Origin of the sequence: Pseudoduganella sp. S-14, assembly GCF_049913285.1 — a bacterium.
GTDB lineage: Bacteria > Pseudomonadota > Gammaproteobacteria > Burkholderiales > Burkholderiaceae_D > Rugamonas.
On the sequence record NZ_CP183991.1, the window covers coordinates 3,475,435 to 3,501,144 of the forward strand.

A 25,710-nucleotide genomic window follows, 5' to 3' on the forward strand; every position below is an offset into this window, starting at 1 on the left:
TCACGAAGAGCAGCTTACCGAGAGCTGGCTGGACCAGTCCGGCGGAAAGCTTGCATATTGTTCATTCTCTGGTTGCTCGTCGAAGGGATGCTCGAGCAGGGTCAGCAGTCGCTCGACTTCGGAAAAGTCCTTATTCTGCGCCTTTTGGATGGCGACCTGTGCCATATAGTTTCGCAGCACATATTTTGGATTGACCTGATCCATCGCAAGTTTGCGCGCTGCATCGTCGCTGTTTTCGCTGCGCAGGCGCGCACGATAAGCTTCCGCCCAATGATCGAAAGCGGAACGATCGACGAACAAGTCGCGCAACGGTTCGTCTTGTTCCGGCCCGCCGGAACGCAAGCCGCCCAGGCGGCGGAAGAAGATCGTGAAGTCGGTGTGGTTGGCCTGCAGGATGGCAAACAGCCTGTCCAGCAGTTCGCGGTCGGCTTCTTGCGTGGTCGTCAAGCCGAGTTTGGCGTGTAGAAGTAGGTCGATGTGGCGGGCGAACTCAGGCTGGTAGACGTCGAGCGCCTCCTGCGTCAGTTCGACTTCGCCAATTAACGGCAACAGGGCTTGTGCCAGGGCGTAGCAGTTCCAGTGACCGATCTGCGGCTGGTTGGCATATGAGTAGCGGCCATGCTCGTCGCTGTGGTTGCAGATCTGGTTGGCGTCGAAGCCGTCCATGAAGCCGAAGGGGCCGTAATCAAGCGTTAGTCCCAGGATCGACATATTGTCGGAATTCATCACACCGTGCATGAAGCCTACGGCTTGCCAGTGCGCGATCATGCGCGCGGTGCGGCGGGTCACTTCTTCCAGCAAGGCCGCATAGGGGTTTTCTTCGTCGCGCAGGGCAGGGTAGAAGCGTTCGATGACGTAATCGGCCAGTTGCTTCAGTTCTTCCGGCCTCTGCTTGTAATACCAGTGTTCGAATGAGCCAAAGCGAATGAAGGTTGGCGCCATGCGCACCACCACGGCCGCCGTTTCGATCGACTCGCGCACAATGCCCTGGTCGGAGCCGACAACCGACAAGGCGCGCGTGGTCGGGATGCCGAGGCCGTGCATCGCTTCTGAACACAAGAATTCGCGGATAGATGAGCGCAGCACGGCGCGCCCGTCGCCCATCCGGGAATACGGGGTCATGCCTGCGCCCTTCAGTTGCAGTTCGATCGGGCCTTCGGCCGTCGCGATATCACCGAGCAAGATGGCGCGCCCATCACCGAGCTGGCCAGCCCAGACGCCGAACTGGTGGCCGGAATAGACCGCGGCCAGCGGTTTCGAACGTTCGGCGACGCGGTTGCCGATCAGGATATCGACCGCTTCTTGCGTAGCCAGCATCGCTGGTTCAAGCCCAATGAGGCGTGAAGCCGCAGGACTCAGCCCAACAAGGTAGGGCGCCGGCAACGGGGTCGGCATCAGGTGCGTGTAGAACGCAGGCGGCAAACCTGCGAAGGAATTTTCAAACTGGAAGTTAGTAGCACTCATGTCCAGCGCATTTTAACGCAGGCACCCGCTGCCGTCTTGCGGACTAAGGGAAACCTAAGTTTCCGTACGAACTCAGGGCTGACTTTCATGTCAATGTCGAGAATTCTTACATTTTTTTTGCTCCAGATTTAACTGCTGAGGTTAACCGCTTGATTTCGTTCATGAGTAACTTTTAGGCACGCAATATGCGTATATGAGTTCGTACCATCATAAAAGGGGGTGTAAGATGAAAAGTATCAAATCTGCGCTGGGGGTCTTGGGAGCAGCACTGCTGATGGGGGTTGCTCCTTTGTCTCATGCGGGCGAATGGACGCTCAACTTTAATAACGCTAACGTCTACACCGGGGATGCACCACCTCTGCAGGATGGGGCGACTGCAACCGACTCCTGGGCGCAACTGAAATTTACCGACTATGGCACGAATTATGTGGACATCAGCCTGAGCGTTGCAACTGGCGTGCTGTCGCCTGGCATCTATGTGAACGACTGGTGGTTCAACGGCGATGCCTTGGCCCAGACTGGCACATTCTCCTTGTTAAGCGGGGTCAATGCCACTACCAGCATCTGCTCGGACTGCCAAAACGGCACCGGCTCAGGAAGCTACGATGGGGTATTCCATTTTGTGAATGCGAACCCGGGCGAGCTGGCGCAGGGGAACGAATCCATCTGGCGCCTCACTGTCGATGCGGCCGAGACGCTGAGCGTGAATGATTTCATGCTCCTCTCATGCATGCCGGGCCGAACCTGCGGAACTGACGGCTTGTTTGCTGCGGTGCATGTCCAAGGCTATGCATCTTCCGCCAAATCCGGTGGCTGTGTGGACGGTGAAGAGAACTGCACCCCACCTGAATGCCCTCCAGGCGATACCCGTCCGGAATGCGGAGGCGGTGAACAGGAAATTCCAGAGCCTGCTACATTGGCCATCGTCGGTATCGGCCTGCTGGGTATGGCACTCAGCCGCCGACGCAGTATCCGCTGATCGCGAGCCTAAGAAAAACGGCAGCCTAGGCTGCCGTTTTTCATTGAAGAGCTGATTTACTTGCGTACGCTCACGCTGCTGGCGGCAGTGTTGCCGGCGCGGTCACGCGCAACTGCCTTCAAAGTGTGGCTGCCGTTGCTGGGCTTCCAGCTGTAGGCCATGCTCGAGCCGCTGCCCGACGCCACGAGCGCGCCGTCGACGTAAAGCGACATCGAGATGCCAGCCGCGCCGCTGTTGTCCGATGCATTCACGGTAACGTTGACATTGCCGTGCACGGTACCGCCATTGGTCGGGTTGGTGATGGCAACTGCGGGAGCTACGGTATCGGTGGTCGGCGCAACGGTGGTGGTGCTGTTCGAGACGTTTACGCTGATTGGCGAGGACGAAGTGGCATTGCCAGCAGCATCATAAGCGATCGCGGTCAGCGTCGCCATGCCGTTGGGCACCCCTTTGGAATCCCATGCGAAGCTGAACGGGCTGCTCGAGTCGGTTGCCACGACGGTGCTATTGACCTTCAAGGCGACGCGTGCCACGCCGACGTTGTCAGCAGCATTGACGTTGACCGTGACGGTGCCCGACACCGTGCTGCTGCCCAGAGGGGCGGCAATAGCAACCGTCGGTGCGGTGGTGTCGACCGTGGTGGTGGTCCCGCCAGCTTTCGCGACGGCGGCCGAAGCGTTGACACGGCCGTAGCCAAAGTAGATGTCGCGGCCGGCAGTGCCCAGGTCGACGGCGGTGGTGAACAGGATGTTCTTCACCTGGTCGGCCGTCAGGGACGGGTTGGCTGCCATGACCAGGGCGGCCACGCCTGCGGCCACCGGGCTGGCGAAGGAGGTGCCGTTGACGGCGCCGTAGGTGCCGCCCTGCACGGTGGTGTAGATGCCGGCGCCCGGCGCAGCCAGGGCGACGAAGGCGCCGTAGCTGGAGAAGCTGGCGCGGTTGTCGTAGGAATCGGTGGCCGAGACCGGGATCATGGTATCGGTCGGGGTGAAGCCTTCATCGCGGTTGTAGTTGCCGGCCGAGACGAACAGCAGGCCGCCTTTGCCTTTCAGGTAGTTGGCGGCGCTTTGCACGGCCGAGCTGGTCGGCACGTTGGCGTAGCTGATGTTGACCACGCGGGCGCCGTGGTCGGCGGCCCAGGTCACGCCGCTGGCCATGGTCGAGAAGTAGGCGTAGCAGGTGCCGGAATTGTTGTAGGCTACTCTTACCGGCATGATCCTGGCCTGGCCGGCGACGCCGGCCACGCCAATCGCATTGTTCGAAGCGGCAGCGGCGGAGCCGGCAGCCTTGGTACCGTGGCCGCAGACGTCGGCGGTGTTGGTGTTGTTGTCGTAGGTGTTATAGCCTGGGACAAGACGACCGGAAAAGTCCGGATGGCTCGCATCGATGCCGGAATCGAGAATCGCGATGGTAATGCCAGTGCCTTGGGTTTTATCCCAGGCTGTGTTGGCGCCGATTTTGCTGATATGCCATTCGCTACCCAAGTACGGGTCATTGGTCGTGGCACTGACTTCCACGCGTTCGTCCAGTTCGGCGAACCGGAAGTGGGGATTGTGCTTCAGCTTGTTTGCCAATGCTTTCTCGGAGCCATGCGGCACTTCAATCACATGGATATTGCTCTGGCCGAGCTTGTAGGCTTTGCCTGCGCCGTGAGCTTTGAGGTCGTTGGCGAATTCATCGAGGGTCAGGCCGGCTTGTGGCTCGACCAGGATACGGCCTTTGGCAAATTCGGGTTCGCCGTGGTTTGGGGCGGAAAAGGCCAGTGGGGTTGCAGCAGCGAGGATCAGGGCGATGCAGGTGCGGTTCTTCATTTAAAGCTAGTCCTGTTTTCAAGGTTTCAGAAAAAAAGGACTGCCGGCCACCCGGGAATGAGTGGTTGAAGAGCACACCGGGGACATCAGGGTCACCTGTGTATCTGGCAGTCCTGCCGTCATGGACGCCGGAGCGTCCTTAGACCGATGACTTTGCGTCCCGTGCTTTCGCAACGGTTTGCCTTTATCAGACTTCAAGATCGATAGTAATTGACGATTTGCCGCGTGGCAAATGATTTTTCTCGAAAATTACATCCAGATACAAATCAATCTGAGCATTTATGCAAAGCTGGCTTGCAAGATTGTAGCGATTAATATTATTCAGTCAAATCAAAGAGTTAACTAATGTCGCGAAGAAATGGATATTAACTCAATTTCATTTGGTAACGCATTAACTCTTATTTCCTTGAAATAATAAAAAAAGCCCGGCACCAGCCGGGCTTAAACAGGGGTTCGTATTAACTAACGGGTCACTTGCACGCTGGTGGTGGTGGTATTGCCGGCAGCGTCCTTGGCCACGGCTTGCACGGTATGGCTGCCGTTGGCAATCTTGCGGGTGTTCCAGCTGTAGGACAGGGTGGAACCTGCGCCCGATGCCTTCAACTGGCCATCGATGTACAGGCTCATGTTGATGCCGGCAGCGCCGCTGTTGTCCGAAGCATTCAGGGTCACGTTGACCGTGCCCGAAACCATGCCCGAAGTCGGGTTGGCGATGACCAGCACTGGCGCGCTGGTGTCGGCGACGATGGATGGGGCAGCGTTGGCCACGTTTACCGAGACGGTGCTGGAGCTGGCAACGTTGCCGGCGGCGTCGTATGCGATGGCCACCAGGTTGTTCATGCCGTTGGCGACGCCGGCCGAGTTCCAGCTGAAAGCGTATGGGGCGGCGGTGTCGGAGGCGACTACGGTGCCGTTGACTTTCAGGTCGACGCGGGCTACGCCCACGTTGTCGGCGGCGTTGACGCCGACCGAGACCAGGCCGGAGACGGTGCTGCCGGCCAGCGGGTTGGCGATCGAGACCGTCGGTGCGGTGGTATCTGGAGCAGGCGCGGCCTTGGCGGCGGCCACGGCGGCGGAAGCGTTGACACGGCCGTAGCCAAAGTAGATGTCGCGGCCGGCAGTGCCCAGGTCGACGGCGGTGGTGAACAGGATGTTCTTCACCTGGTCGGCCGTCAGGGATGGGTTGGCTGCCATCACCAGGGCGGCCACGCCTGCGGCCACCGGGCTGGCGAAGGAGGTGCCGTTGACGGCGCCGTAGGTGCCGCCCTGCACGGTGGTGTAGATGCCGGCGCCCGGCGCAGCCAGGGCGACGAAGGCGCCGTAGCTGGAGAAGCTGGCGCGGTTGTCGTAGGAATCGGTGGCCGAGACCGGGATCATGGTATCGGTCGGGGTGAAGCCTTCATCGCGGTTGTAGTTGCCGGCCGAGACGAACAGCAGGCCGCCTTTGCCTTTCAGGTAGTTGGCAGCACTTTGCACGGCCGAGCTGGTCGGCACGTTGGCGTAGCTGATGTTGACCACGCGGGCGCCGTGGTCGGCAGCCCAGGTCACGCCGCTGGCCATGGTCGAGAAGTAGGCGTAGCAGGTGCCCGAGCTGTTGTAGGCGATACGCACTGGCATGATCTTGGCTTGGCCTGCGACACCGGCCACGCCGGCGGTGTTGTTGATGGTGGCAGCGGCGGAGCCGGCAGCCTTGGTGCCGTGACCGCAGACGTCGGCGGTGTTGGTGTTGTTGTCGTAGGCGTTGTAGCCGGCGACGGCGTTGGCAGCCAGGTCAGGGTGGGCAGCATCCATGCCCGAGTCCAGGATGGCGATGGTCACGCCGCTGCCCTGGGTGTTGTCCCAGGCGGTGTTGGCGCCGATTTTGCTGATGTGCCATTCGCTGCCCAGGTAAGGGTCGTTGGCGGTGGCGGACACTGCCACGCGCTGGTCCAGTTCGGCGAACTTGAAGTGAGGATTGTTCTTCAGCTTGGCAGTGATGGCTTTTTCCGAGCCGTGCGCCACTTCGATCACGTGGATGTTGCTCTGGCCCAGCTTCTGCGCCTTGCCGGCGCCATTGGCTTTCAGGATCTTGGTCATTTCTGCCACGGCCAGGCCGGCGCGCGGTTCCACGATGATGCGGCCTTGGGCGTAGTCTTCCGCTTGCGCGGCGAAGGCTGGCGCGGCCAGGGTGGCGATGGCGGTGGCGATTGCGGCGGAGAGGGTGCTGATGGTTTTCATGGTGCGAGTCCCTGTTTTCAAAAATAAAAAAACGAGGACTGCCCGCCGGTCTAGAAGCCGGTAGAAGACTGCATCACAAAACGCACGGGCATGCACCCATGGCTGGGATACTTTTGTCTGGCAGTCCTGCCGTCATGGGGCCGAAGCCCTGTAGACCGATGACTTTGCGTCCCACAGTTTCCCGTGGTTTGCCCTTATCAGATCTTGCTGTACGGAATCTTAGTCAAGCAATTGCCGTGTGGCAAGCAGAATTTTAAAACTTTTTCTGAATGTCGCAAATAAGTCTGAATTAAAAGAAAGCTTTGTTAATTCAAAGACTTAGATTATTTCCTACGGTCACTATTACTTTCGAAGTCTCAATAATGAAAATAAATAAAAAAGCCCGGCCGAAGCCGGGCTGAAACAGGGGTTCATATTAATTAGCGGGTCACTTGCACACTGGTGGTAGTGGTATTGCCGGCGGCATCCTTGGCCACGGCTTGCACGGTATGGCTGCCGTTGGCGATCTTGCGGGTGTTCCAGCTGTAGGACAGCGAGGAGCCGGCGCCGGAAGCTTTCAGCTGACCGTCGATGTACAGGCTCATGTTGATGCCGGCGGCGCCGCTGTTGTCCGAAGCATTCAGGGTCACGTTGACGGTGCCGGACACGGCGCCCGAAGTCGGGTTGGTGATGGCGAGCACCGGGGCGGTGGTGTCAGCCACCAAGGCCGGCGCAGCATTGGAGACATTCACCGAGACGGTGCTCGAGGTGGCGACGTTACCTGCGGCATCGTAAGCAATGGCGACCAGGTTGTTCATCCCGTTGGCCACGCTGCTGGAATCCCAGCTGAAGGCATAAGGGCCGGCGATGTCGGAAGCGACCACGGTACCGTTCACTTTCAGGTCGACGCGGGCTACGCCCACGTTGTCGGCGGCGTTGACGCCGACCGAGACCAGGCCGGAGACGGTGCTGCCGGCCAGCGGGTTGGCGATGGCCACCGTCGGTGCAGTGGTATCCGGAGCGGGTGCGGCCTTGGCGGCGGCCACGGCGGCGGAAGCGTTGACACGGCCGTAGCCAAAGTAGATGTCGCGGCCGGCAGTGCCCAGGTCGACGGCGGTGGTGAACAGGATGTTCTTCACCTGGTCGGCCGTCAGGGATGGGTTGGCTGCCATCACCAGGGCGGCCACGCCTGCGGCCACCGGGCTGGCGAAGGAGGTGCCGTTGACGGCGCCGTAGGTGCCGCCCTGCACGGTGGTGTAGATGCCGGCGCCCGGCGCAGCCAGGGCGACGAAGGCGCCGTAGCTGGAGAAGCTGGCGCGGTTGTCGTAGGAATCGGTGGCCGAGACCGGGATCATGGTATCGGTCGGGGTGAAGCCTTCATCGCGGTTGTAGTTGCCGGCCGAGACGAACAGCAGGCCGCCTTTGCCCTTGAGATAGTTGGCAGCACTTTGCACGGCCGAGCTGGTCGGCACGTTGGCGTAGCTGATGTTGACCACGCGGGCGCCGTGGTCGGCAGCCCAGGTCACGCCGCTGGCCATGGTCGAGAAGTAGGCGTAGCAGGTGCCCGAGCTGTTGTAGGCGATACGCACTGGCATGATCTTGGCTTGGCCTGCGACACCGGCCACGCCGGCGGTGTTGTTGATGGTGGCAGCGGCGGAGCCGGCAGCCTTGGTGCCGTGACCGCAGACGTCGGCGGTGTTGGTGTTGTTGTCGTAGGCGTTGTAGCCGGCGACGGCGTTGGCAGCCAGGTCAGGGTGGGCAGCATCCATGCCCGAGTCCAGGATGGCGATGGTCACGCCGCTGCCCTGGGTGTTGTCCCAGGCGGTGTTGGCGCCGATTTTGCTGATGTGCCATTCGCTGCCCAGGTAAGGGTCGTTGGCGGTGGCGGACACTGCCACGCGCTGGTCCAGTTCGGCGAACTTGAAGTGAGGATTGTTCTTCAGCTTGGCAGTGATGGCTTTTTCCGAGCCGTGCGCCACTTCGATCACGTGGATGTTGCTCTGGCCCAGCTTCTGCGCCTTGCCGGCGCCATTGGCTTTCAGGATCTTGGTCATTTCTGCCACGGCCAGGCCGGCGCGCGGTTCCACGATGATGCGGCCTTGGGCGTAGTCTTCCGCTTGCGCGGCGAAGGCTGGCGCGGCCAGGGTGGCGATGGCGGTGGCGATTGCGGCGGAGAGGGTGCTGATGGTTTTCATGGTGCGAGTCCCTGTTTTCAAAAATAAAAAAACGAGGACTGCCCGCCGGTCTAGAAGCCGGTAGAAGACTGCATCACAAAACGCACGGGCATGCACCCATGGCTGGGATACTTTTGTCTGGCAGTCCTGCCGTCATGGGGCCGAAGCCCTGTAGACCGATGACTTTGCGTCCCACAGTTTCCCGTGGTTTGCCCTTATCAGATCTTGCTGTACGGAATCTTAGTCGAGCAATTGCCGTGTGGCAAGCGAAGTTTTAAAACTTTTTGGGGGTGTGGCAAATATGTCTGAGCATTATGAAAACTGAGTTGTCGCGATTTTATCCATCGCTATATTGCTGAGCTAAATCAAGTACTTGCAATATTTCGAGTTTGAAATTTTGATTAACTCTGGGAAATCAAAATATAATAGAAGAATTAAAGGATGCCGATTGCGGCACGATCGTTCGTTTTGTGAGGTATAGTAGCCGCTCGGCTCCCTCAACACAGCAAGAAAGAAGAGACAACCATGAGCGCAGATTATGTAGTGCAAGGCTCCATCGCCGTCATTTCGCTGAATAATCCTCCGGTCAACGGCCTTGGCCTGGCAACCCGCACCGCTGCCATCGAAGGCATTCGCCGCGCGCAGGAAGACGATAGGGTTAAGGCTGTGGTGCTGACTGGAGCCGGGAAAGCATTCTCTGGCGGCGCCGACATCAAGGAGTTCAATTCTCCCAAGGCACTGACCGAGCCGACTTTGCACAGCCTGATCCGGGCCGTGGAAGGCTGCAGCAAGCCGGTAGTTGCCGCGATCCATTCGGTCGCCATGGGCGGAGGGCTGGAACTGGCGCTCGGCTGCCATTACCGCGTAGCGCTGCCGGGCGCCCAGATTGCACTGCCAGAAGTGAAACTGGGCTTGCTGCCAGGCGCAGGCGGTACGCAGCGCCTGCCGCGCGTGCTGGGCCTGGAGATGGCGTTGAACATGATTGTGTCCGGCACGCCTGTGTTGTCGGAAAAACTCGCCGGCACGGCACTGTTCGACAAGTTGCTGCCGGCCGGCGCCGACCTGCTGGCGGAAGCCTGTGCCTTCGCAGAAGGCATCGCCGACGTGCGCCCCCTGCCGAAAGTACGCGACCGCAAAGTGGACTACCCGAATCATGAAGCCTTCCTGCAATTCAGCCGCAATACGGTGAAGGCGGTCGCCGGACCGTTCCCGGCGCCGCTGGAATGCCTCGAAACCGTGGCTGCGTCGGTGACCATGGACTTCGAAGCCGGCCTGAAATTCGAGCGCGAGCGCTTCCTGCACCTGATGCAGACCACCGAATGCAAGGCGTTGCGCCATGCGTTCATTTCGGAGCGGGCCGCGAGCAAGATTCCTGATGTGCCGCCCGATACTCCGGTGCGCGAGATCCGCAAGGCTGCTGTGATTGGCGCCGGCACCATGGGCGGCGGTATCGCAATGAACTTCGCCAACGCCGGCATTCCGGTCGTCCTGCTGGAAACCAGGCAGGAAGCGCTGGACAAGGGCCTGGCCACCATTCGCAAGAACTACGAGAACACCCTGAAAAAGGGCAAGCTGACCCAGGAAAAATTCGAGCAGCGGGTAGCGCTGATTGGCGGCACTCTTGATTACAGCGCCATTGCGGACGCCGACATGGTTATCGAAGCAGTGTTCGAAGACATGGGCGTGAAGGAAACCGTATTCCGGAAACTGGACGAGGTGATGAAGCCTGGCGCGATCCTGGCTTCCAACACCTCCACGCTCGACCTGGACAAGATTGCAGCCTTTACCAGCCGTCCGCAAGAGGTGATCGGGACGCACTTCTTCAGCCCGGCCAACGTAATGAAGCTGCTGGAAGTCGTGCGCGGCAAGGCAACCGGCAAGGACGTCCTGGCGACCACCATGGCGCTGTCGAAGAAGCTGAAGAAGACCGGCGTGGTGTCAGGTGTGTGCGACGGTTTCATCGGCAATCGCATGATCGAACAATATTTCCGCCAGGCCGGGTTCCTGCTGGAGGAGGGTGCCTTGCCTGAGCAGGTGGACAAGGCCATCGAGAAGTTTGGCTTCCCGATGGGACCCTTCCGCATGAGCGACCTGGCCGGCAACGACATCGGCTGGCACATCCGCAAGCGCCGCTACATCGAAAAACCGGAAGTTGTGTATTCCAAGACGGCTGACCTGCTGTGCGAATTGGGCCGTTTCGGCCAGAAGACCGGCGGCGGCTGGTACGACTACAAGGAAGGCGACCGCAAAGCTTCGCCCAGCGCGCTGGTGAACGACATGATCATCAAGCATTCGGCGGATATCGGCGTCGAACGGCGCCAGGTCGGCGAGCAGGAAATCGTCGAGCGCCTGGTCTATGCGCTGGTGAACGAGGGCGCCCTGATCCTGGAAGAAGGCATCGCCTTGCGCGCCTCCGACATCGACATGGTCTACCTGACCGGCTACGGCTTCCCGCTATCTCGCGGCGGCCCGATGTTTTACGCCGATACGGTTGGCCTGGTCAACGTACTGGGCACCATCGAGCAATTCGCCCGGGGACGCCACGGCGAAGCCTGGAAACCGGCGCCCCTGCTGGCCAGGCTGGCTGCGGAAGGCAAGGGCTTCAATAGTAATTAAGCAATGCGCTTGCGCATGCGCGACAACGGTACCGCGACGTCGCCAGGAAGCGCCAGCGCAAAGTCTTCCACTGTCTCGAAGCCGCAGGCAGCATAGAGCGGCACGCCCGGCATGGTGGCTGCAAGTTCCATGAGCAGGAAGCCCGCGGCAGCGGCCTGGCGCTCGCAATGCTCCATGAGCATGCGGCCCAGGCCTTGGCGAGGCACCGAAGGGTCGACGAAAAAGGCCCGAATGCGCGCTGGCTGGGTGGCTGGGTCCAGCAAGGGGTCCGGTCCGGATTTGTGGCGGTCGCCGCCGAACAGCGTGGCGCGCTTGCTCCAACCGCCGCAGGCTCGCAGTTCGCCATCGCGCTCGATGACGAAATAAGTGCCGTCTTCCACCAGTTGCGTATCGACGCCGAATATGTGGCGCGTTACGGCTGCCGCCTGTTCATCCGTATAAAACCCCTTGCTGAGCTCGATGCCGGAGCGCCGGATCAAGGCCTCCATGGCTGGGATATCAGCCTTTGTAGCGGCGCGCAGTGTGGCTGGATTTGTCATTCGGAAATGCTATCATAGGGTGGCTCCGAAGGAGAAATCATGCGCAAATTCGCTGCTGCTATCTTCGCCTTGCTCTGCTGCCTGCCGGCGGCGGCCCGCGACCTGCTGGTGATCGGTACCCATTTCGAACGCGTCTATGAACGTGGCCAGGAGGGCGAGATTGTCGGCCTGGGCCCCGAAATTGTGCGCCTTATCGCCGAGCGCCTGGGACATCGGGCCATTTTCGAACTCTATCCGTGGGCACGCGCCCAGGCCCTGGTCGCGCAAGGCAAAGCCGATATCCTGGTTGGCCCCTACAAGACTTTCGAGCGCCAACAGCTCATGTCGTTCTCAAAACTGCCGTTCTACCAGGACCAGATGGTGTTCTACGTCCGCAAAGGGGCGCTGCAGGATTGGAGCGGCGACTACGCCTCCCTGTCCGAACTGCGTATCGCCATCGTTAACGGCTGGTCCTATGGGGCGGCCTTCGACAAGGCAAGACCGCAACTGCGGCTAGATGTCGTGAACAGCGTCGATAGCGGGCTGAAAATGCTGGCGGCGCAGCACGCGCAAATGTTTGCCAGTAACCGTCGTAATACCGAACCGGTGCTGGGTCGGCTAGGGCTTTCGGGCCAGTTGGCCATGCTGCCAAAGGTGATCGAGGTGCAGGATGGGTACTTCGCATTTCCCAAGCGCCCCGCCGCCGACGCACTGCGCAAGGAATTCGATGTGGAATTCCAGCGCCTGGTCGATAGCGGGGAGTTGAAGCGACTCGGCTTGCGGCACGAGGTGAGCGTCCCTTAGCGGCGCTCCGGCGTGAGCACGGTCGGCAAGGCCTTGGGCAGCGTCGCCGGGTAGTCGCGACTGAAATGCAGGCCGCGGCTCTCGCGCCGCTGCAGTGCGCTGTTGACGATCAGAGAGGCAACTTCCACCAGGTTGCGCAGCTCCAGCAGGTCGCTGGTGATGCGGAAATGGCGGTAGTACTCGTCAATTTCCTCCTTCAGCAGGGCGATGCGGTGCTGGGCGCGCTCAAGGCGCTTGGTGGTGCGAACGATGCCCACATAGTTCCACATGAAGCGGCGCAATTCATCCCAGTTGTGGGCGATGACCACTTCCTCGTCCGCGTCGGTGACGCGGCTTTCATCCCAATCCGGCAGGTAGGGCATGCTCTCCTTGTCCTGGGCCAGGATGTCCTGGGCGCAGGCGCGTCCGATCACAACGCATTCGAGCAGGGAATTGCTGGCCAGGCGGTTGGCGCCATGCAGGCCGGTGCAGGCGGTTTCGCCTACGGCGTACAGGCCAGGCAAGTCAGTGCGGCCAAACAGGTCGGTCACCACGCCGCCGCAGGTGTAGTGCGCCGCCGGCACGATAGGGATCGGTTCCTTGGTGATGTCGATGCCAAGTTCCAGGCATCGTGCATAAATGGTCGGGAAGTGCTCGATCAGGAAGTCGGCAGGCTTGTGGCTGATGTCGAGGTGCACGTAGTCCAGGCCGCGCTTCTTGATCTCGAAGTCGATCGCTCGCGCAACCACGTCGCGCGGTGCCAGTTCGGCCCGTTCATCGTGCGCCAGCATGAAGCGCTGCCCGGCGGCGGCGCCGGCTTCCGGCGGCAGCTTGAGCAGGCCGCCTTCGCCGCGGATCGCTTCCGTGATCAGGAAAGACTTGGCGTAAGGATGGTACAGGCAGGTCGGGTGGAACTGGATGAACTCCATGTTCGACACGCGGCAACCTGCGCGCCAGGCCATGGCAATGCCGTCGCCGCTGGCGGTATCGGGATTGGTGGTGTACAGATAGACCTTGCCGGCGCCGCCGGTCGCCATCACCGTGTGTTCGGCCGTCACAGTGTGAACCTGGCCGGTTGTCACATCCTGGACATACAGGCCGTGGCAGCGAGGCTGCGAATTGGCGGGGCGCGGGCCCAGCTTGTCCGTGGTGATCAGGTCGATCGCGCAGTGCTGCTCGAACAGGCTGATGTTCGGATGCGCCCGTACTTTTTCTTCCAGCGTCACCTGCACCGCGTGGCCGGTTGCGTCAGCCGCATGGATGATGCGGCGCTGGCTATGGCCGCCTTCGCGCGTCAGGTGGAAGCCCAGTTCCGCACTGTCGTCGCGGGTGAAGGGAACACCGAGGCCAATCAGCCACTCGATGGCTTCGCGTCCGTGTTCGACGATGAAACGGGTGGCGCCTTCGTCGCATAAGCCGCCGCCGGCCACCAGGGTATCGGCAATATGCTGCTCGTGGCTGTCGCCGGAATCGAGCACCGCGGCGATACCGCCCTGGGCCCAGTTGCTGGCGCCATCGAGCAGGGCGCGTTTGGAGATGATGGCTACTTTGCGGCTTTCCGCCAAGTGGAGTGCAACAGAGAGGCCGGCCAGGCCGCTGCCGACGATCACGACATCGAATTTCATGGTGTTTCGGGCTGTTTTTTCGCGTAATAAGCAACAATATAAACTATTTGCCGTTGCGCTGCCTCAAAAGCCCCACAGGCGGCATGCTGCATCATGGGCTCATGACCAAGAAAAAGCTGCTCGTGGTGGAGGACGACCTTGGCCTGCAAAAGCAGTTGCGCTGGGCCCTGGACGCGTACGAGGTGGTGTTTGCGGGGAACCGCGACGCCGCCCTTGGCCAGTTGCGCCGGCACCAGCCGGCGGTGGTGACCATGGACCTCGGCCTCCCGCCGGAACCCGATTGTGCAAGCGAAGGCTTGCTCTTGCTGCAGCAGATGCTGGCAATTGCTGCCGATACCAAGGTGATTGTCCTGTCCGGCAACCAGGACCGCGAAAACGTGCTGAAAGCGATGGCGCTTGGCGCCTACGATTTCCACCAGAAGCCGTTGGATGGCGAGATGCTGCGCCTGATGGCGGAACGCGCCTTCTTCCTGCATACCGTGCAGCAGGAGAACCGGCGCATGCTGCAGACCGAGGCTGATTCGCCGCTGGCCGGCCTGGTCACGCGCGACCCCGGCATGTTGCGCGTATGTCGGAGCATAGAAAAAGTCGCGCCAAGCTCCGCTACCGTGATGCTGATGGGGGCGTCTGGTTGCGGCAAGGAAGTGCTGGCGCGCGGCCTGCACCAGCTGAGCGCGCGGCACGACCGGCGCATGGTGGCAATCAATTGCGCGGCAATTCCGGAGCATCTGCTGGAGAGCGAACTGTTTGGCTATGAGAAGGGCGCCTTCACCGGTGCCGAGCGGCAGACGCTAGGCAAGATCGAACTGGCGGCCGGCGGTACCTTCTTCCTTGACGAAATTGGCGACATGGCGTTGCCGCTGCAGGCGAAGATGCTGCGCTTCCTGCAGGAGCGCGTGATCGAACGCCTGGGCGGCCGCAGCGAGATCGCGGTCGACGTACGCATCGTCTGTGCCACGCATCGCAACCTGAAGGCGATGGTGGATGAGGGACGTTTCAGGGAAGACTTGTTCTACCGGCTGAGTGAAATCGTGCTGGTGGTGCCGCCGCTGCGAGAACGGATCGGCGATGCAGTCCTGCTGGCGCAACACTTCCGCCATCGGTTCCTGCAAGCAGAAGGACGCGCGCCGCTGCCATTCCATCCCGATGCGCTGGCCGCTATTGAAGCCTATGGCTGGCCAGGCAACGTGCGCGAGATGGAGAATTGCATCAAGCGTGCCGCCATCATGAGCGAGGGCCCGCATATCACGCTGGAGGACCTGGGCCTCCCGCCCGGCGCCCCGCAGGCCGAAAACATCGACCTGCGCGATGCGCGCGATGCTGCCGAATACCGGGTGATGGTCAAGGCCCTGGCCAGGACCGGCGGCAATATTGCGCGCGCCTCTGAATTGCTGGGCGTGAGCCGGCCCACGCTGTACGACTTAATGAGCCACCACGGGATCAAGTGAATCCGCTTCGCGCCATTCGCGCGCAGCCTTCAATTGCTGCCGCAGGCCGGGGAGAGGGAATCCAAGGCCATATGCCTTGTGTGCAGCATCGAGTGCTGCCGGCCAGTCTTTCTGCCTTACCCGGGCCAGACCCAGGTTGTACCAGGCGGCGGCATTGCCTGGCTGTGCCTGCAGCGCCGCCTGCAAATGTTCTATCGCATCGGCATCGCGCCGCAGTGACAGCAGATAGGCGCCGAACAAGGCGCGTGTTGCGCCATCTTTGGGCGCGAATGCGATGGCGCGCTGGAAGTAGCACTCCACGGTGTGGTGTGCGCCCGGCGCTTGCGTCTGCTTTGTGCGCAATGCAAGGCGCGCCATTGCCGACAAGGCGCGGGGATGGTTGGGAAAGTGTTCCAGCGTGTAGCCAATATCACCGCCCAAAGTGCCCGACATCCCGTGCTGCAGCGTTTCCACCTGGGGGCGGAAATGGAATGCCTCCACCACGGCCAGGCCTTTGGCATCCTCGGCGTCGTAGTAATCGCCGCCGGTTGCGCCCTTGCTGTAGGGCGGGCAGTCGGCCGTGAGGGCGGCGAGCAGGATCAGGTAGGCGGGCATTGCGGTTCTCCGTGTTCGAGCGGGCGCGTGTCGAAGACGAGCTGCGGCCGCGACCTGGGGCTGGCGGACAAGTGGACGTAAGGCGGGCGGTTGGCGAGCATCAGCTGCCAGCGCCCCAGCGCAATGAACGTCGCGCTGCCAAGGCGGACCGCGCCGATGCGATGATGGGCCCGCAGCGACCCCGGATTGAAAGCGGAAATCCGGCTGCATGTCCACTGGATCCCGCGTGCATGCATGCAGCGGTGTGCTTCATCCCAGATCCGGCAAAATGCCGTGCCAAGGCGCATGTGCGGCTGCACGAAAACATCATAGTCCCAGCATGAATGCGGCGATGGCAGGCAATAACGGGCGCGGACTTCGTCTTCTTCGTAAGCGCCGAACTGGTACCACAGGATTGCGGCAAGTTCGCATCCTTTCCAGGCCGCGATGCTGCAGCCGCCCTGGCGGAATCGCGCCGCCACGACTTCACGCGGCCTGGGATACTCCGCCGGCAGGTCGGCCAGGCTCGCGATGGGAGACATCAGCAGCCTGACGGGTGCAGTGCGCATGGGGCCCGATGCCACGCGCTGCGCGACAAAATGGTAGCGCCACATATGCAGACCGAACAATTGCAAGGCGCGCGCGGCGGCATACCAGGCCGCATTGCCGGCGCCGAGTTCCGAAACAGTGTGCAGTAAGCGCGTGAACATAAAGTCATTACAGCAAAGCTTCGCGCGGGCTCTTTGAGCTAACGCAAGCGGTCTCGCCGGCGCCTTGCATAGACTGGGACCTCCAGGGAGGAATCATCATGCTTACTGTGCTGATGGCTACGTTCAATGGCGTGCGCACTTTGCCGCAGGTGCTCGACGCCTACACGCAGTTGCATAGCCCTGAGGAAGGCTGGCGCCTGCTGGTAGTGGACAACGGCAGCGACGATGGCACGCGTGAGCTGCTGATGTCCTACACCAGCCGGCTGCCGCTGCACTATGCCTACGAACCGCGGCGCGGCAAGAACGCTGCCCTGAACCACGGCCTGGCCTTGGCAATGAAGGGGCCAGAGACACGGTTGTTTGTTTTCACCGACGACGACGCCACTCCCGACCGCGACTGGCTTGTACGCTACGCCGATGCGGCAACCGAGCGCCAGGGCTTTGCCATTTTCGGCGGCAGCATCGTTCCCGACTGGAGCGTGGCGCCGCCGGAATGGCTGCTGCGGCTGGTCCCTTGCGGCCTGACGTATGGCCTGACGGACCCGATGCTGCCGGAAGGACCTGTCTACCCCGGACTGGTCTGGGGCGCCAACATGGCGGTGCGCGGCGAAGTATTCCGTCACGGCTACCGCTTTGACGAATCGATCGGGCCGGCCGCGGGCGAATACGCAATGGGCGGCGAAGTCAGTTTCACCCGGCTGCTGGAAGGCGCCGGCTTCCAGTCCTGGTTCTGTCCGGCGGCCCGCGTTGCCCACCACATACGCCCGGTGCAGCTGACACCGGACTGGGTGATGGCGCGCGCCCGCCGTTATGGCCGCGGTGCTTGCCGTTTGACCCGCCCCGGCCAGTTCCCGGAACTGTTCGGCGCACCGCGCTGGATGCTGCGCAAATACGTGGAAGAACTGTGCGGTCTGGGCGCAGCCATGCTGTTGCGCCAGCCGGAGCGCATATTCCAGCGGCGCTGGGAACTGGCCTACCTTGGCGGCTATATCGCCGAAGCGGCGGCTGCCACCAGGCGTCCGGCGAGCCGGCGCATAGTGCTCACCAGCTTTTCCGGTGAACTGGGTGGCATGGAGCTGCGCATGCTCGACGAGGCCCGCTTCCTGAAAGGCGTTGGCTACGACTGCGTATTGGCGCCACCGCGCTTTGCCGGCGATGAACGCTGGCGCCAGTCTGCGCTGGATGAATGCGTCGAAATCGCTGACTTGAACGTGCCGCCCATGCTGGAGGAGTGGGCGTGGCGGCGCCTGAACCGCTTGCGGGCCATGGCTTTCAGCGCGCAGGCATTGCGCAAGTTGCGCCCCGACCTGGTGCACGTGGCGTTCTGCTGGACGACTTACGGCGCCAGCGCTTTGTGGCTGGCGCAGCATTGCGGCGTACCGGCCGTTATCAGCGTGCACAATGCGTTTCCTCACACCGAATTCAATGAGTGGCAGCGCAACCTGCTGCAGCGGGCAATGGCGGGCGTGAGGGGTGTATATGCAGTTTCGGACTCCGCGATGAAGCACTTCCTGGCCCTGTACCGGGAATGGTTGCCGGCCGGCGTGCGGTTGGCGGTCATTCCGAACTGTGTGGACCTGCGTCGCTTCCAGGCATCGTCCCGGCGGAGGTCGGCTGCGCGTCGCCAATGGGGCATCGCTGACAATGACGAAGTGATTGGCAGCGTAGGCCGCCTGTCAGCGCAAAAGCGCCCGGAGGATCTGCTTGCGGTCTTCGCTCATTTGGCCAGGGTGCGGCCCCGTCTAAAACTCCTGTTGGTGGGGACCGGCCCGCTGGAATCGTCATTGCGGGACATGGTGCGCCGCCAGCGCCTGACACGGCGCGTCATCTTCACCGGCTTCCAGCCACAGGTCGAGTCGATCATCCCGGCCATGGACCTGCACCTGCTGGTCAGCCGGCGCGAAGGTTTCGGCATTGCGACGATCGAGGCGATGGCATGCGGCGTGCCGGCGCTGGCCACGCGGGTCCCCGGCAGCGAAGATATCCTCGAAGGCAGCGCAGGCGGGCTGCTGCTTACTCCGGGTGACATTGACAATGCGGTCGCAACGATCGCCGCCCTGCTTGACGACCCAGTGCGCCGCACCGAGATGGGCCGCCAGGGCAGGGCCGAGGTGGAAGCGCGCTATGCAGTGCCAGTGGTCAGCGCACAGGTGGAGGCTTTTTACAACGGGCTGGCGTGAGATGCGTGGAGTCGCCCGCAACTTTGCCTTTGGCTTTGCCGAGAAGTACCTGCAGGCCGCCCTGGCCCTGGCATCTTCCATCATCCTCGCCCGGCTACTGTCGCCGTCCGAGATCGGAGTCTATTCGATCGCTGCGGTGCTGACCGGGCTGGCGCAGGTGTTCCGCGACCTGGGGACCGGGCAGCTGCTGGTCGCGCGGCGCGAACTGTCGACCGTGGAACAGCGCGCTCTGCTGTCCATTTCCGTAGCGATGGGATGGAGTCTGGCTGTGCTGCTGGCTGGCCTGGCAGAGCCGTTGGGAGCGTTCTATCGGCAGCCGGATCTGGCACAGGTGCTGCGCATCCTGGCGCTGAATTTCGTGCTGGTCCCATTCTCGTCGCAGATAACCGCCATGCTGCGCCGTGAAATGCACGCAAGCGCGCTATTGATGGTATCGGCTAGTTACTGCTCGACCCAGTTCGCGGCCACCATCGCGTTGGCTGCCGGCGGATTGGGTCCGTGTGCGCTGGCCTGGGGAAGCTTTGCCGCGACCTTCGCAGGCTTGCTCGTCGCGCTCGCCCGGCAACCTGCAGGCATGGCGTGGCGCCCCGGACTGCAGGGGATTCGTGCGCTCGTGCGGCCCGGCGGGCTCGCCGTCGCCGGAAATGCTATCGACGAGATCGGCGTCGTAGCGCCGGACCTGATCGCCGGCAAGCTGCTTGGCGCGGAGCAGGTCGCACTGCTGGGCAAAGCGCAGTCTGTGCTATCCCTCTTCAACCAGGCCGTTACCAGCGCTGTGTCGCCAGTGATCTTTCCACTATTCGCGCGGCATGCCCGCGAGGGAGGCGATCCCCTGCAGGCCTACGTGTCGGCCGCCGCCTGCATGACGGCCTTGTCCTGGCCCTTCTTCCTGTTCGCCGGCCTTTACGCTGACCCAATTGTGGCGCTGCTGTACGGACATCAGTGGCAAGCCTGCGTACCTTTGATCCGGATCATGTGCGGTGCTGCCGCGCTGTATAGCATGTTCAATATGGGGCGCTACCTGTTGCTCGCCACCGGCCATATCGGCGAGCAGGCGAGGATAGACGCGATTGCTGTACTCGGGCGCTTGTCGATGCTGCTTCCGGCGGGCCTGGCGGGCCTGAAATGGCTGGCGGTAGCAATCGCCTTCAGCCTTGCTTTGCGCAGCTGGCTGGTATTGCGGTGCTTACAGAAGTTGTACGGCCTGCAGCCGGCAAACCTGCTCCGGGCGCTGCGCAAGAGCGCCATGGCTACCTTTGCGGCCATCGCACCGGCCATGCTGGTCCTGGCGATGGCCCGCAATGAAGCGCCGGGTGTACTGCATTTGCTGGCGGGCGCCGGCAGCGGGGCGCTTGGCTGGGGGCTCGCAATCTGGCTCCAGCAGCACCCGTTGGCGGGCTTGCTGCGCCGCGCCGGCTGGCAACAATGAGGGGAGGGCGCTATGCGAATCGGAATCCTGTCGTATCCCATGTTGTTCCAGCGCGAAGGGGGCCTGCAGGTACAGGTGCGCGAGACCATAGCGGCGCTGAATCACCTTGATGCTTCGATGTCGGCCGAACTGGTCGACCCTGCGCGCCAGAAGCTGGCCGACTTTGACCTGATCCACGTTTTCTCTGCCTTCAACGGCAACTTCCGCGTGGTGGAATCAGCGGTCGAACTGGGCCTTCCTGTCGTGCTGTCACCGCTGGTGTCTCCCACCTGGAACGGCAATGCGGGCTTTCGCGCGCGGGTGGCGGACCGGCTGGCCGGGCGCATCTGTTCCTACAATCTCCAGACAAGCTATGCACAGACAAAGCGCGCCCTGCAGCTAGCCGACCTGGTGATTGCGCTTGGCGAGGCGGAGCGGGAAGCAATCATCAGCGGCTTCCTGACGGAGCGCTCCAAGATTCGCGTCTTTCCCAATGGGATCAGCCGCCAGTTCTTCACGGCGAAAGGCGAGCTGTTCCGTCACCGCACCGGAATAGTCGGTCCCTTTGTGCTCACGGTGGGCACCGTTTCGTCGTACAAGAATCAGCTGGGCCTGACGCAGGCGCTGGAGGGCAGCGAGCTGCCTTTGATAATGATTGGTCCCGTCGCGCGCGAAGAGCATGACTACCTGCAGAAGGTGCTGAAATCACCCTGGGCGCGTTGGCTTGGGGCGCTCGATCATGAAGACCCGCTCCTGGCCAGTGCTTATGCAGCCGCCTCGGTGGTGGCGCTGCCCAGCCAGGGAGAGATCTTTCCCTTGTCGGTGCTCGAAGCTTTGGCTGCCGGAACGCCGGTGGTCATGACGCAAGACAGCGCGCTGCAACTGGATGGTTCAGACGCAATGCTGCGCAAGGTCGCCTGGAATGATCAAGCCGGCCAGCGCGAAGCAATCATCGCACTGGCTTCCCGGCCGCCGGAGCGCGCCAGCGTCCAGTCGATGGTCGAGCAGTTTACGTGGCAGCGAGTCGCCACCCAGGTCGCTGCCTGCTATCGGGAATTGGTACCGGCCAAAGCCGCCTGATCTTCAAGCTTTAGGCTTGTAGCGCAGCATGGCGGCGCCTTTTTCACAAGGCAGCGAGCTGATTTCAAGCTCCGGAAATTCAGCTGCCCAGCGTTCCAGGGCCGTGCGCTCGCCGGGACGCATTGCGTCGTCAAGGAAGATCGCGGCCCCCGGAGCCATGCGCGGGAACAGGATGGGACCCGCCGGATAGCGCGCGGCGTCGCTTGTCGCCTGCGGCGGGCCATCGATCACGACCATCTCGATCGCTTGCCCGGTCGACAGGCCGCTACAGTCGTACCAGGGTTGCTGGCGGCCGCCGAACGATTGCGTCAGCAGTGGCGCGTCGATGACAGTTGCCCAGTCCGCCAGGCCGTGCAGTTCCAACTGTCGCCGCGTGCGCCGGGCATAGGCGGGATCGTGTTCGAGGCTGTACACCTTGCCGGCGCCGTTGATTTGCATGCATCGGGCCAAGACGAGGGTCGAAGTCCCGCTGCTGCATTCGACGACGCATCGCGGCTTCTCATCGAGGGCATGGGCCGCCAGTTCCTGGAGAAAATCCGGCGATGCGGCCCAACCCCGCGTCAGGGGCAAGGCACGCTGCAGCCCCAGGCTGATGTAGAGCCCCTGCAAGGCTTCGAGCTGCCTGAATAGCGACGCATGTTCCTGCCGCGAATCATCCTTCATTGCGTGCACCAGCAGGTGCATATTCCGCACCTTGTGCAGGATATAGGCGCACATGAGCAGTAGCCCGATGGCAGCGGCGTCTATCATTCGTAGTACCCGTAGTATTCGGCGCCAGGGAAGGCGCGCGACTTGTTATAGACCAGGCTCACGTGCCGGCAATGCTCGATGCGCTGCAGGGCTGCCTGCACGGCGGACTGGGTCGTGGTCTCGGCCTCCACCACCATGACAACCTGTCCCATTTGGGAGACGAGCACACTGGCCTCGGTGGTCAACAGCAGGGGCGGCGAATCGAAAACGATGATGCGATCCGGGTAGCGACTAGCGAGTTCTTCCAGCAGGCGGCTCATATTATGGCTGGCAAGCAGTTCTGTCGCGTGGCGGCTGGAGGGACCGGAAGGCAGCAAGGTCAGCGACGGAACATTGGTGCGCATGATCACGTCGGATAATTCAACGCTGCCATCGAGCAGAACATTCATCAGGCCCCGTTCAGCCTGCAAACCCAGCACTTTCAATACCGACGGGCGCGCCACGTCGGCGTCCACCAGCAGCGCGCGGGTATCCTTTTCCATGGAAATGCTCATTGCCAGGTTGACCGCGCAATAGGTCTTTCCTTCTCCCGGCAGGGCGCTGGTGACGACGATCAGGTTGCCGTGCGGGATGGCGCTGGCGCCGCCGGAGCGCGCGTCATTGAGCAGGTGGCGCTTGACGATCCGAAAGTCCTCCGCGACGGAAGTGCGGCCGCTCTCATGCGTCACCATTCCGCGCTGCCGCATCCGCACCAGGTTGATGTCGGCATAACCGAGCTCGGTCGGCGGTGCAAGTTCCAGCAGCGTGGGCGGTAATTGCATGGGGCCTCCATCTATTGGTAGAACAGGGTGAACACCATCACGCCGCCATAGCCGAGCAACAGGCAGGCGGTGCCGGCGCTGAAACCCAGGCGGTCGCGGGCGTGCCGGCGCTTCTCTTCATCGGTCCAGTTCATGCCAATGGTACCGAGCACCCGCAAGCCGGTCGCCGCGCGCAAATCGGCCGGGCTCAGGAAGGTAGGGCGCAGTTCGGACAGCCCCAGCGATGCCGCTGCACCACCGATGAGGCCGGCGACCAGCACTGCGCTGTAATACAGGGCGCGGTTGGGGCCGATGGGGCGCTGGGGCATGGTTGGCGGATCGATGATCTTGAAACTCATCATTTCTGTGGTGGTTGTCAATTCCCCCGACAGCTTGGCTGCCTCGCGGCGCGCAACGAGCTTCTCGTAATTTTCCTTGTTCACCTGGTAGTCGCGCGTCAATTGGCCGAGCTGGGATTCGAGTTCGGGCACGGCATTGCGCTGCTCCTGGAGCTGCGCCTGGCGCTGTTGCATGGCCTCGACACGCGCGCGTAACGCGGCCACCCGTGCTTCCGATTCGGCCAATGCCACCTTCATTTGCTGGAACAAGGGGCTGTACTGGCGCGCTGTGTCGCCAGGGTCCGCCTGCTTCTGGCGCTCTTCGCGCCGTTTCTCTTCAAGCTGGGCGATCAGGCGCAGGGCTGCCACTACATCGGGATGCAGGTCGGTGTATTGCATGCGCAGGGCATCGAGGCTCTTGTTCAAGGCACTTATGCGCGAGTCGAGCTCGGATACCTCGCCAGGCGGGCCGACACCCGCAAGCAGCGGCTCGTCGCCGCCAAATTGGGCTTCAATGGCCTTGCGCGCTTGTTCGGCCTCGGCCAGCTCCAGCCGGGCGCTGGCCAATGCTTCGTTCGCGGTCAGCAGCTTGCCGCCATAATCCTGCCCTTCGCGCGGCAGCAGGTAGTTGTGTTTGAGGCGGAATTCCTTGACAGTGTTGTCCGCCGTGAGCAGGCGGTCTTCGTAATTCTTGATCTGTTCGTCGATGAACTGGACTGCCTTCTCGGAATCGCCTTTCTTTCCCTTGAAACTGCCTTCCACGAAGATCGACAGCAGGGCCTGCACCACGTCGCGTACCTGGCGCGGGTCGGAGTGGGTGTAGCCGATGGTGTAGATATCGTAGGTGCCGGTGCCGTTGATGTGAATCCGCTTCAGCATATCGTCGACCATTGCATCGTGGTCGCGTGCCGACACCGAGCGCACGTCAAGGTCCACCATACGCAAAACCCGATCGATATTCGGCCGGCTTAACAAAGTCCGGCTCATGATGGCGACTTGCTGCTCGACGTTGGGCATGCTGGTCATGCCCACCATCAGCGGCTTCAGGATGCTTTGGGTATCGACGAACACGCGGGCCGTGCTCTGGTACTCGTTGGGCAGGGTGTAGACCTTGGCCCAGCCTATCAGCACAATCAGCCAGGCGATGCTGAATCCCGCCCAGCGGTGCTTCCAGATGCCTTTCAGGCTGGACAGCAATTGGCTGAAGAGATGCTCCATGCTGCGCTCCCTGGTGATACGCCTCGGTCCTCTGGATTATATGGGCGGGATTCCAGCCTGGCTGGCGAAGCCGCCCGAACGTTGAGGCCTGTCAAGAAGTGATCAGGATTTGCGGCGGCGCAGCGCAACCGACATTGCCAGCATGCCCGCAGCGAGCACGGCCAGCGAATCGGGCTCCGGCAACTCCTGCTGCAGGGCGTTGGCCAGAGTATTGTGCTGGATCGTGATCTGGTAACTGGTGCCGGCTGTCAGCAAAGGCGACACCTTGGTGAGCGGCACCCCGGGCAGGGTAGCGAAGGTGTAGGTAAGGATGCCAGGACTGCCATCCGTGCGGCTGCGTACGCTAAGTGCATTCAGGTCTGGAGGCGCAAAGTCGAAGATGGTGCCCTGGGTCGTCAGGTCGATGATGTTGATGGACCACGACAGGCGTGCATTGGCATTGGCATCCGGTCCCGAACCGGGCGACACATAAGCCTGGGTGAAGGCAGTTGCGTCGAACGACACTGTCATGGTGTCGGCTGCTCCCAGCGTGAACTGGAAGGTGGTCGAGGTGCCGACGTCGGAATTGCCCGATGCGATGGCGTTCAGGGCGGTCGAGGCATCGGCCCGCGTGCGGGCGTGTGCCCCGGCGGGCGCCGCGCCGATGGTGATCGAGGCGCCGGTCAAGTCCTGGTCGGCATAACCGAAGGTACCCGGCACTGGCGGCGGGCTGGGCAGCGCAGTGAAGTTGTTTTCTCCGAGTCCCGCGCAGGGCGCACCCTTGCATTGGTGAGGCACGTTCGGGACACCAAGCAGGATCGGGATCGACGAGGTCCCGTTCGCGAAGTCGTTGTTGAGCGAAGCAGTTGCATGGGCATCGTTAGTGCCCTGCAAGATCGTGAAGTCGGTCGTGCTGTAGGCGGTGCCGTTGGAGTGGAGCAGTCGGAAGTTGTTGATGTCGAGGATGGCCGAGGCAAAGGTGGAGGCCTGGACCGGTACGCTGGCAAGGCTGGCCGCCAACAAGGCGGCAGTTGCCAGTAAGGACTTGCGCAAGGTAGTCATAGCGTGGATCTCCCGATTGGATTGCGGCGGGTTCGCCGGCATGGTCGTATGAGCAGCA

Annotated in this window: 19 protein-coding genes and 3 riboswitches; of the genes, 7 read left to right on the forward strand and 12 right to left on the reverse strand. The window is 62.0% G+C overall.

Annotated elements, in window-relative coordinates; genetic code table 11:
• Positions 1-1,464, reverse strand: coding sequence for a protein adenylyltransferase SelO (locus ACN9MZ_RS15915; protein ID WP_426337956.1), 1,464 nt, complete (start codon positions 1,462-1,464; stop codon positions 1-3).
• Positions 1,465-1,690: 226 nt separating this feature from the next.
• Here ACN9MZ_RS15915 and ACN9MZ_RS15920 point away from each other — a divergent pair, with 226 nt between their 5' ends.
• Complete coding sequence (locus ACN9MZ_RS15920) at positions 1,691-2,443, forward strand: PEP-CTERM sorting domain-containing protein (RefSeq protein WP_426337957.1); 753 nt, start codon at positions 1,691-1,693, stop codon at positions 2,441-2,443.
• Positions 2,444-2,499: 56 nt separating this feature from the next.
• On the opposite strand, the gene ACN9MZ_RS15925 is transcribed toward ACN9MZ_RS15920, so the two are convergent.
• From ACN9MZ_RS15925 to ACN9MZ_RS15935, 3 genes are all read right to left on the reverse strand, one after another.
• Positions 2,500-4,254 carry a S8 family serine peptidase gene (locus tag ACN9MZ_RS15925; RefSeq protein ID WP_426337958.1) on the reverse strand — a complete coding sequence of 585 codons (1,755 nt, stop codon included), beginning with the start codon at positions 4,252-4,254 and terminating at the stop codon, positions 2,500-2,502.
• Positions 4,255-4,357: 103 nt separating this feature from the next.
• Positions 4,358-4,447, reverse strand: a riboswitch (cyclic di-GMP riboswitch).
• Between the two features lie 269 nt (positions 4,448-4,716).
• On the reverse strand, positions 4,717-6,471 hold the full coding sequence (locus tag ACN9MZ_RS15930; RefSeq protein WP_426337959.1) for a S8 family serine peptidase: 1,755 nt from the start codon (positions 6,469-6,471) through the stop codon (positions 4,717-4,719).
• A gap of 116 nt (positions 6,472-6,587) precedes the next feature.
• Positions 6,588-6,674: riboswitch (cyclic di-GMP riboswitch) on the reverse strand.
• Positions 6,675-6,890: 216 nt separating this feature from the next.
• A complete protein-coding gene (locus ACN9MZ_RS15935; protein ID WP_426337960.1) occupies positions 6,891-8,645 on the reverse strand; it encodes a S8 family serine peptidase in 1,755 nt (584 codons plus the stop codon).
• Between the two features lie 116 nt (positions 8,646-8,761).
• A riboswitch (cyclic di-GMP riboswitch) is annotated at positions 8,762-8,848 on the reverse strand.
• A 301-nt stretch (positions 8,849-9,149) separates the two neighbouring features.
• On the opposite strand from ACN9MZ_RS15935, the gene ACN9MZ_RS15940 reads away from it, so the two are divergent.
• The gene (locus ACN9MZ_RS15940; RefSeq protein ID WP_426337961.1) at positions 9,150-11,240 is read left to right on the forward strand and encodes a 3-hydroxyacyl-CoA dehydrogenase NAD-binding domain-containing protein; all 2,091 of its coding nucleotides are present in this window, start codon (positions 9,150-9,152) and stop codon (positions 11,238-11,240) included.
• Here the strand turns inward: ACN9MZ_RS15940 and ACN9MZ_RS15945 are convergent.
• Entirely contained in the window at positions 11,237-11,779 is a 543-nt protein-coding gene (locus ACN9MZ_RS15945) for a GNAT family N-acetyltransferase (RefSeq protein ID WP_426337962.1), read from the reverse strand. The genes ACN9MZ_RS15940 and ACN9MZ_RS15945 overlap by 4 nt on opposite strands.
• Positions 11,780-11,818: 39 nt before the next feature.
• On the opposite strand from ACN9MZ_RS15945, the gene ACN9MZ_RS15950 reads away from it, so the two are divergent.
• Positions 11,819-12,562 carry a substrate-binding periplasmic protein gene (locus tag ACN9MZ_RS15950; RefSeq protein ID WP_426337963.1) on the forward strand — a complete coding sequence of 248 codons (744 nt, stop codon included), beginning with the start codon at positions 11,819-11,821 and terminating at the stop codon, positions 12,560-12,562.
• On the opposite strand, the gene nadB is transcribed toward ACN9MZ_RS15950, so the two are convergent.
• Complete coding sequence (gene nadB, locus ACN9MZ_RS15955) at positions 12,559-14,166, reverse strand: L-aspartate oxidase (RefSeq protein ID WP_426337964.1); 1,608 nt, start codon at positions 14,164-14,166, stop codon at positions 12,559-12,561. The two genes, ACN9MZ_RS15950 and nadB, sit on opposite strands and share 4 nt — an antisense overlap.
• Before the next feature lie 101 nt (positions 14,167-14,267).
• Here nadB and prsR point away from each other — a divergent pair, with 101 nt between their 5' ends.
• Positions 14,268-15,614, forward strand: a complete 1,347-nt coding sequence (gene prsR, locus ACN9MZ_RS15960) for a PEP-CTERM-box response regulator transcription factor (RefSeq protein WP_426337965.1) — start codon at positions 14,268-14,270, stop codon at positions 15,612-15,614.
• On the opposite strand, the gene ACN9MZ_RS15965 is transcribed toward prsR, so the two are convergent.
• Both ACN9MZ_RS15965 and ACN9MZ_RS15970 read right to left on the reverse strand, forming a co-directional pair.
• Positions 15,588-16,208, reverse strand: a complete 621-nt coding sequence (locus ACN9MZ_RS15965; protein WP_426337966.1) for an ABC transporter permease — start codon at positions 16,206-16,208, stop codon at positions 15,588-15,590. The genes prsR and ACN9MZ_RS15965 overlap by 27 nt on opposite strands.
• Positions 16,193-16,897 (reverse strand): hypothetical protein, encoded by a 705-nt coding sequence (locus ACN9MZ_RS15970; RefSeq protein WP_426337967.1) that lies wholly within the window; start codon positions 16,895-16,897, stop codon positions 16,193-16,195. Before ACN9MZ_RS15970 ends, ACN9MZ_RS15965 begins: the two co-directional genes overlap by 16 nt.
• Before the next feature lie 98 nt (positions 16,898-16,995).
• Between ACN9MZ_RS15970 and ACN9MZ_RS15975 the strand changes: the two genes are divergently transcribed.
• From ACN9MZ_RS15975 to ACN9MZ_RS15985, 3 genes are read left to right on the forward strand one after another with little or no spacing between them, the layout of a single operon-like run.
• Positions 16,996-19,077, forward strand: coding sequence for a glycosyltransferase (locus ACN9MZ_RS15975; protein ID WP_426337968.1), 2,082 nt, complete (start codon positions 16,996-16,998; stop codon positions 19,075-19,077).
• Position 19,078: 1 nt separating this feature from the next.
• Positions 19,079-20,506, forward strand: coding sequence for an oligosaccharide flippase family protein (locus ACN9MZ_RS15980; protein WP_426337969.1), 1,428 nt, complete (start codon positions 19,079-19,081; stop codon positions 20,504-20,506).
• A 12-nt stretch (positions 20,507-20,518) separates the two neighbouring features.
• Complete coding sequence (locus tag ACN9MZ_RS15985; RefSeq protein WP_426337970.1) at positions 20,519-21,565, forward strand: glycosyltransferase family 4 protein; 1,047 nt, start codon at positions 20,519-20,521, stop codon at positions 21,563-21,565.
• A 3-nt stretch (positions 21,566-21,568) separates the two neighbouring features.
• Here ACN9MZ_RS15985 and ACN9MZ_RS15990 read toward each other — a convergent pair whose 3' ends face one another.
• The 4 genes from ACN9MZ_RS15990 to ACN9MZ_RS16005 all read right to left on the reverse strand — a co-directional run bounded on the left by ACN9MZ_RS15990 (position 21,569) and on the right by ACN9MZ_RS16005 (position 25,652).
• Positions 21,569-22,315 carry a class I SAM-dependent methyltransferase gene (locus tag ACN9MZ_RS15990; RefSeq protein WP_426337971.1) on the reverse strand — a complete coding sequence of 249 codons (747 nt, stop codon included), beginning with the start codon at positions 22,313-22,315 and terminating at the stop codon, positions 21,569-21,571.
• Positions 22,312-23,076, reverse strand: a complete 765-nt coding sequence (locus ACN9MZ_RS15995) for an XrtA-associated tyrosine autokinase (RefSeq protein ID WP_426337972.1) — start codon at positions 23,074-23,076, stop codon at positions 22,312-22,314. The genes ACN9MZ_RS15990 and ACN9MZ_RS15995 overlap by 4 nt, the downstream gene beginning before the upstream one ends.
• 11 nt (positions 23,077-23,087) lie before the next feature.
• Entirely contained in the window at positions 23,088-24,611 is a 1,524-nt protein-coding gene (locus ACN9MZ_RS16000) for an XrtA system polysaccharide chain length determinant (RefSeq protein WP_426337973.1), read from the reverse strand.
• Between the two features lie 102 nt (positions 24,612-24,713).
• Positions 24,714-25,652, reverse strand: a complete 939-nt coding sequence (locus ACN9MZ_RS16005; protein ID WP_426337974.1) for an EDSAP-1 family PEP-CTERM protein — start codon at positions 25,650-25,652, stop codon at positions 24,714-24,716.
• Between the last annotated feature and the right edge of the window lie 58 nt (positions 25,653-25,710).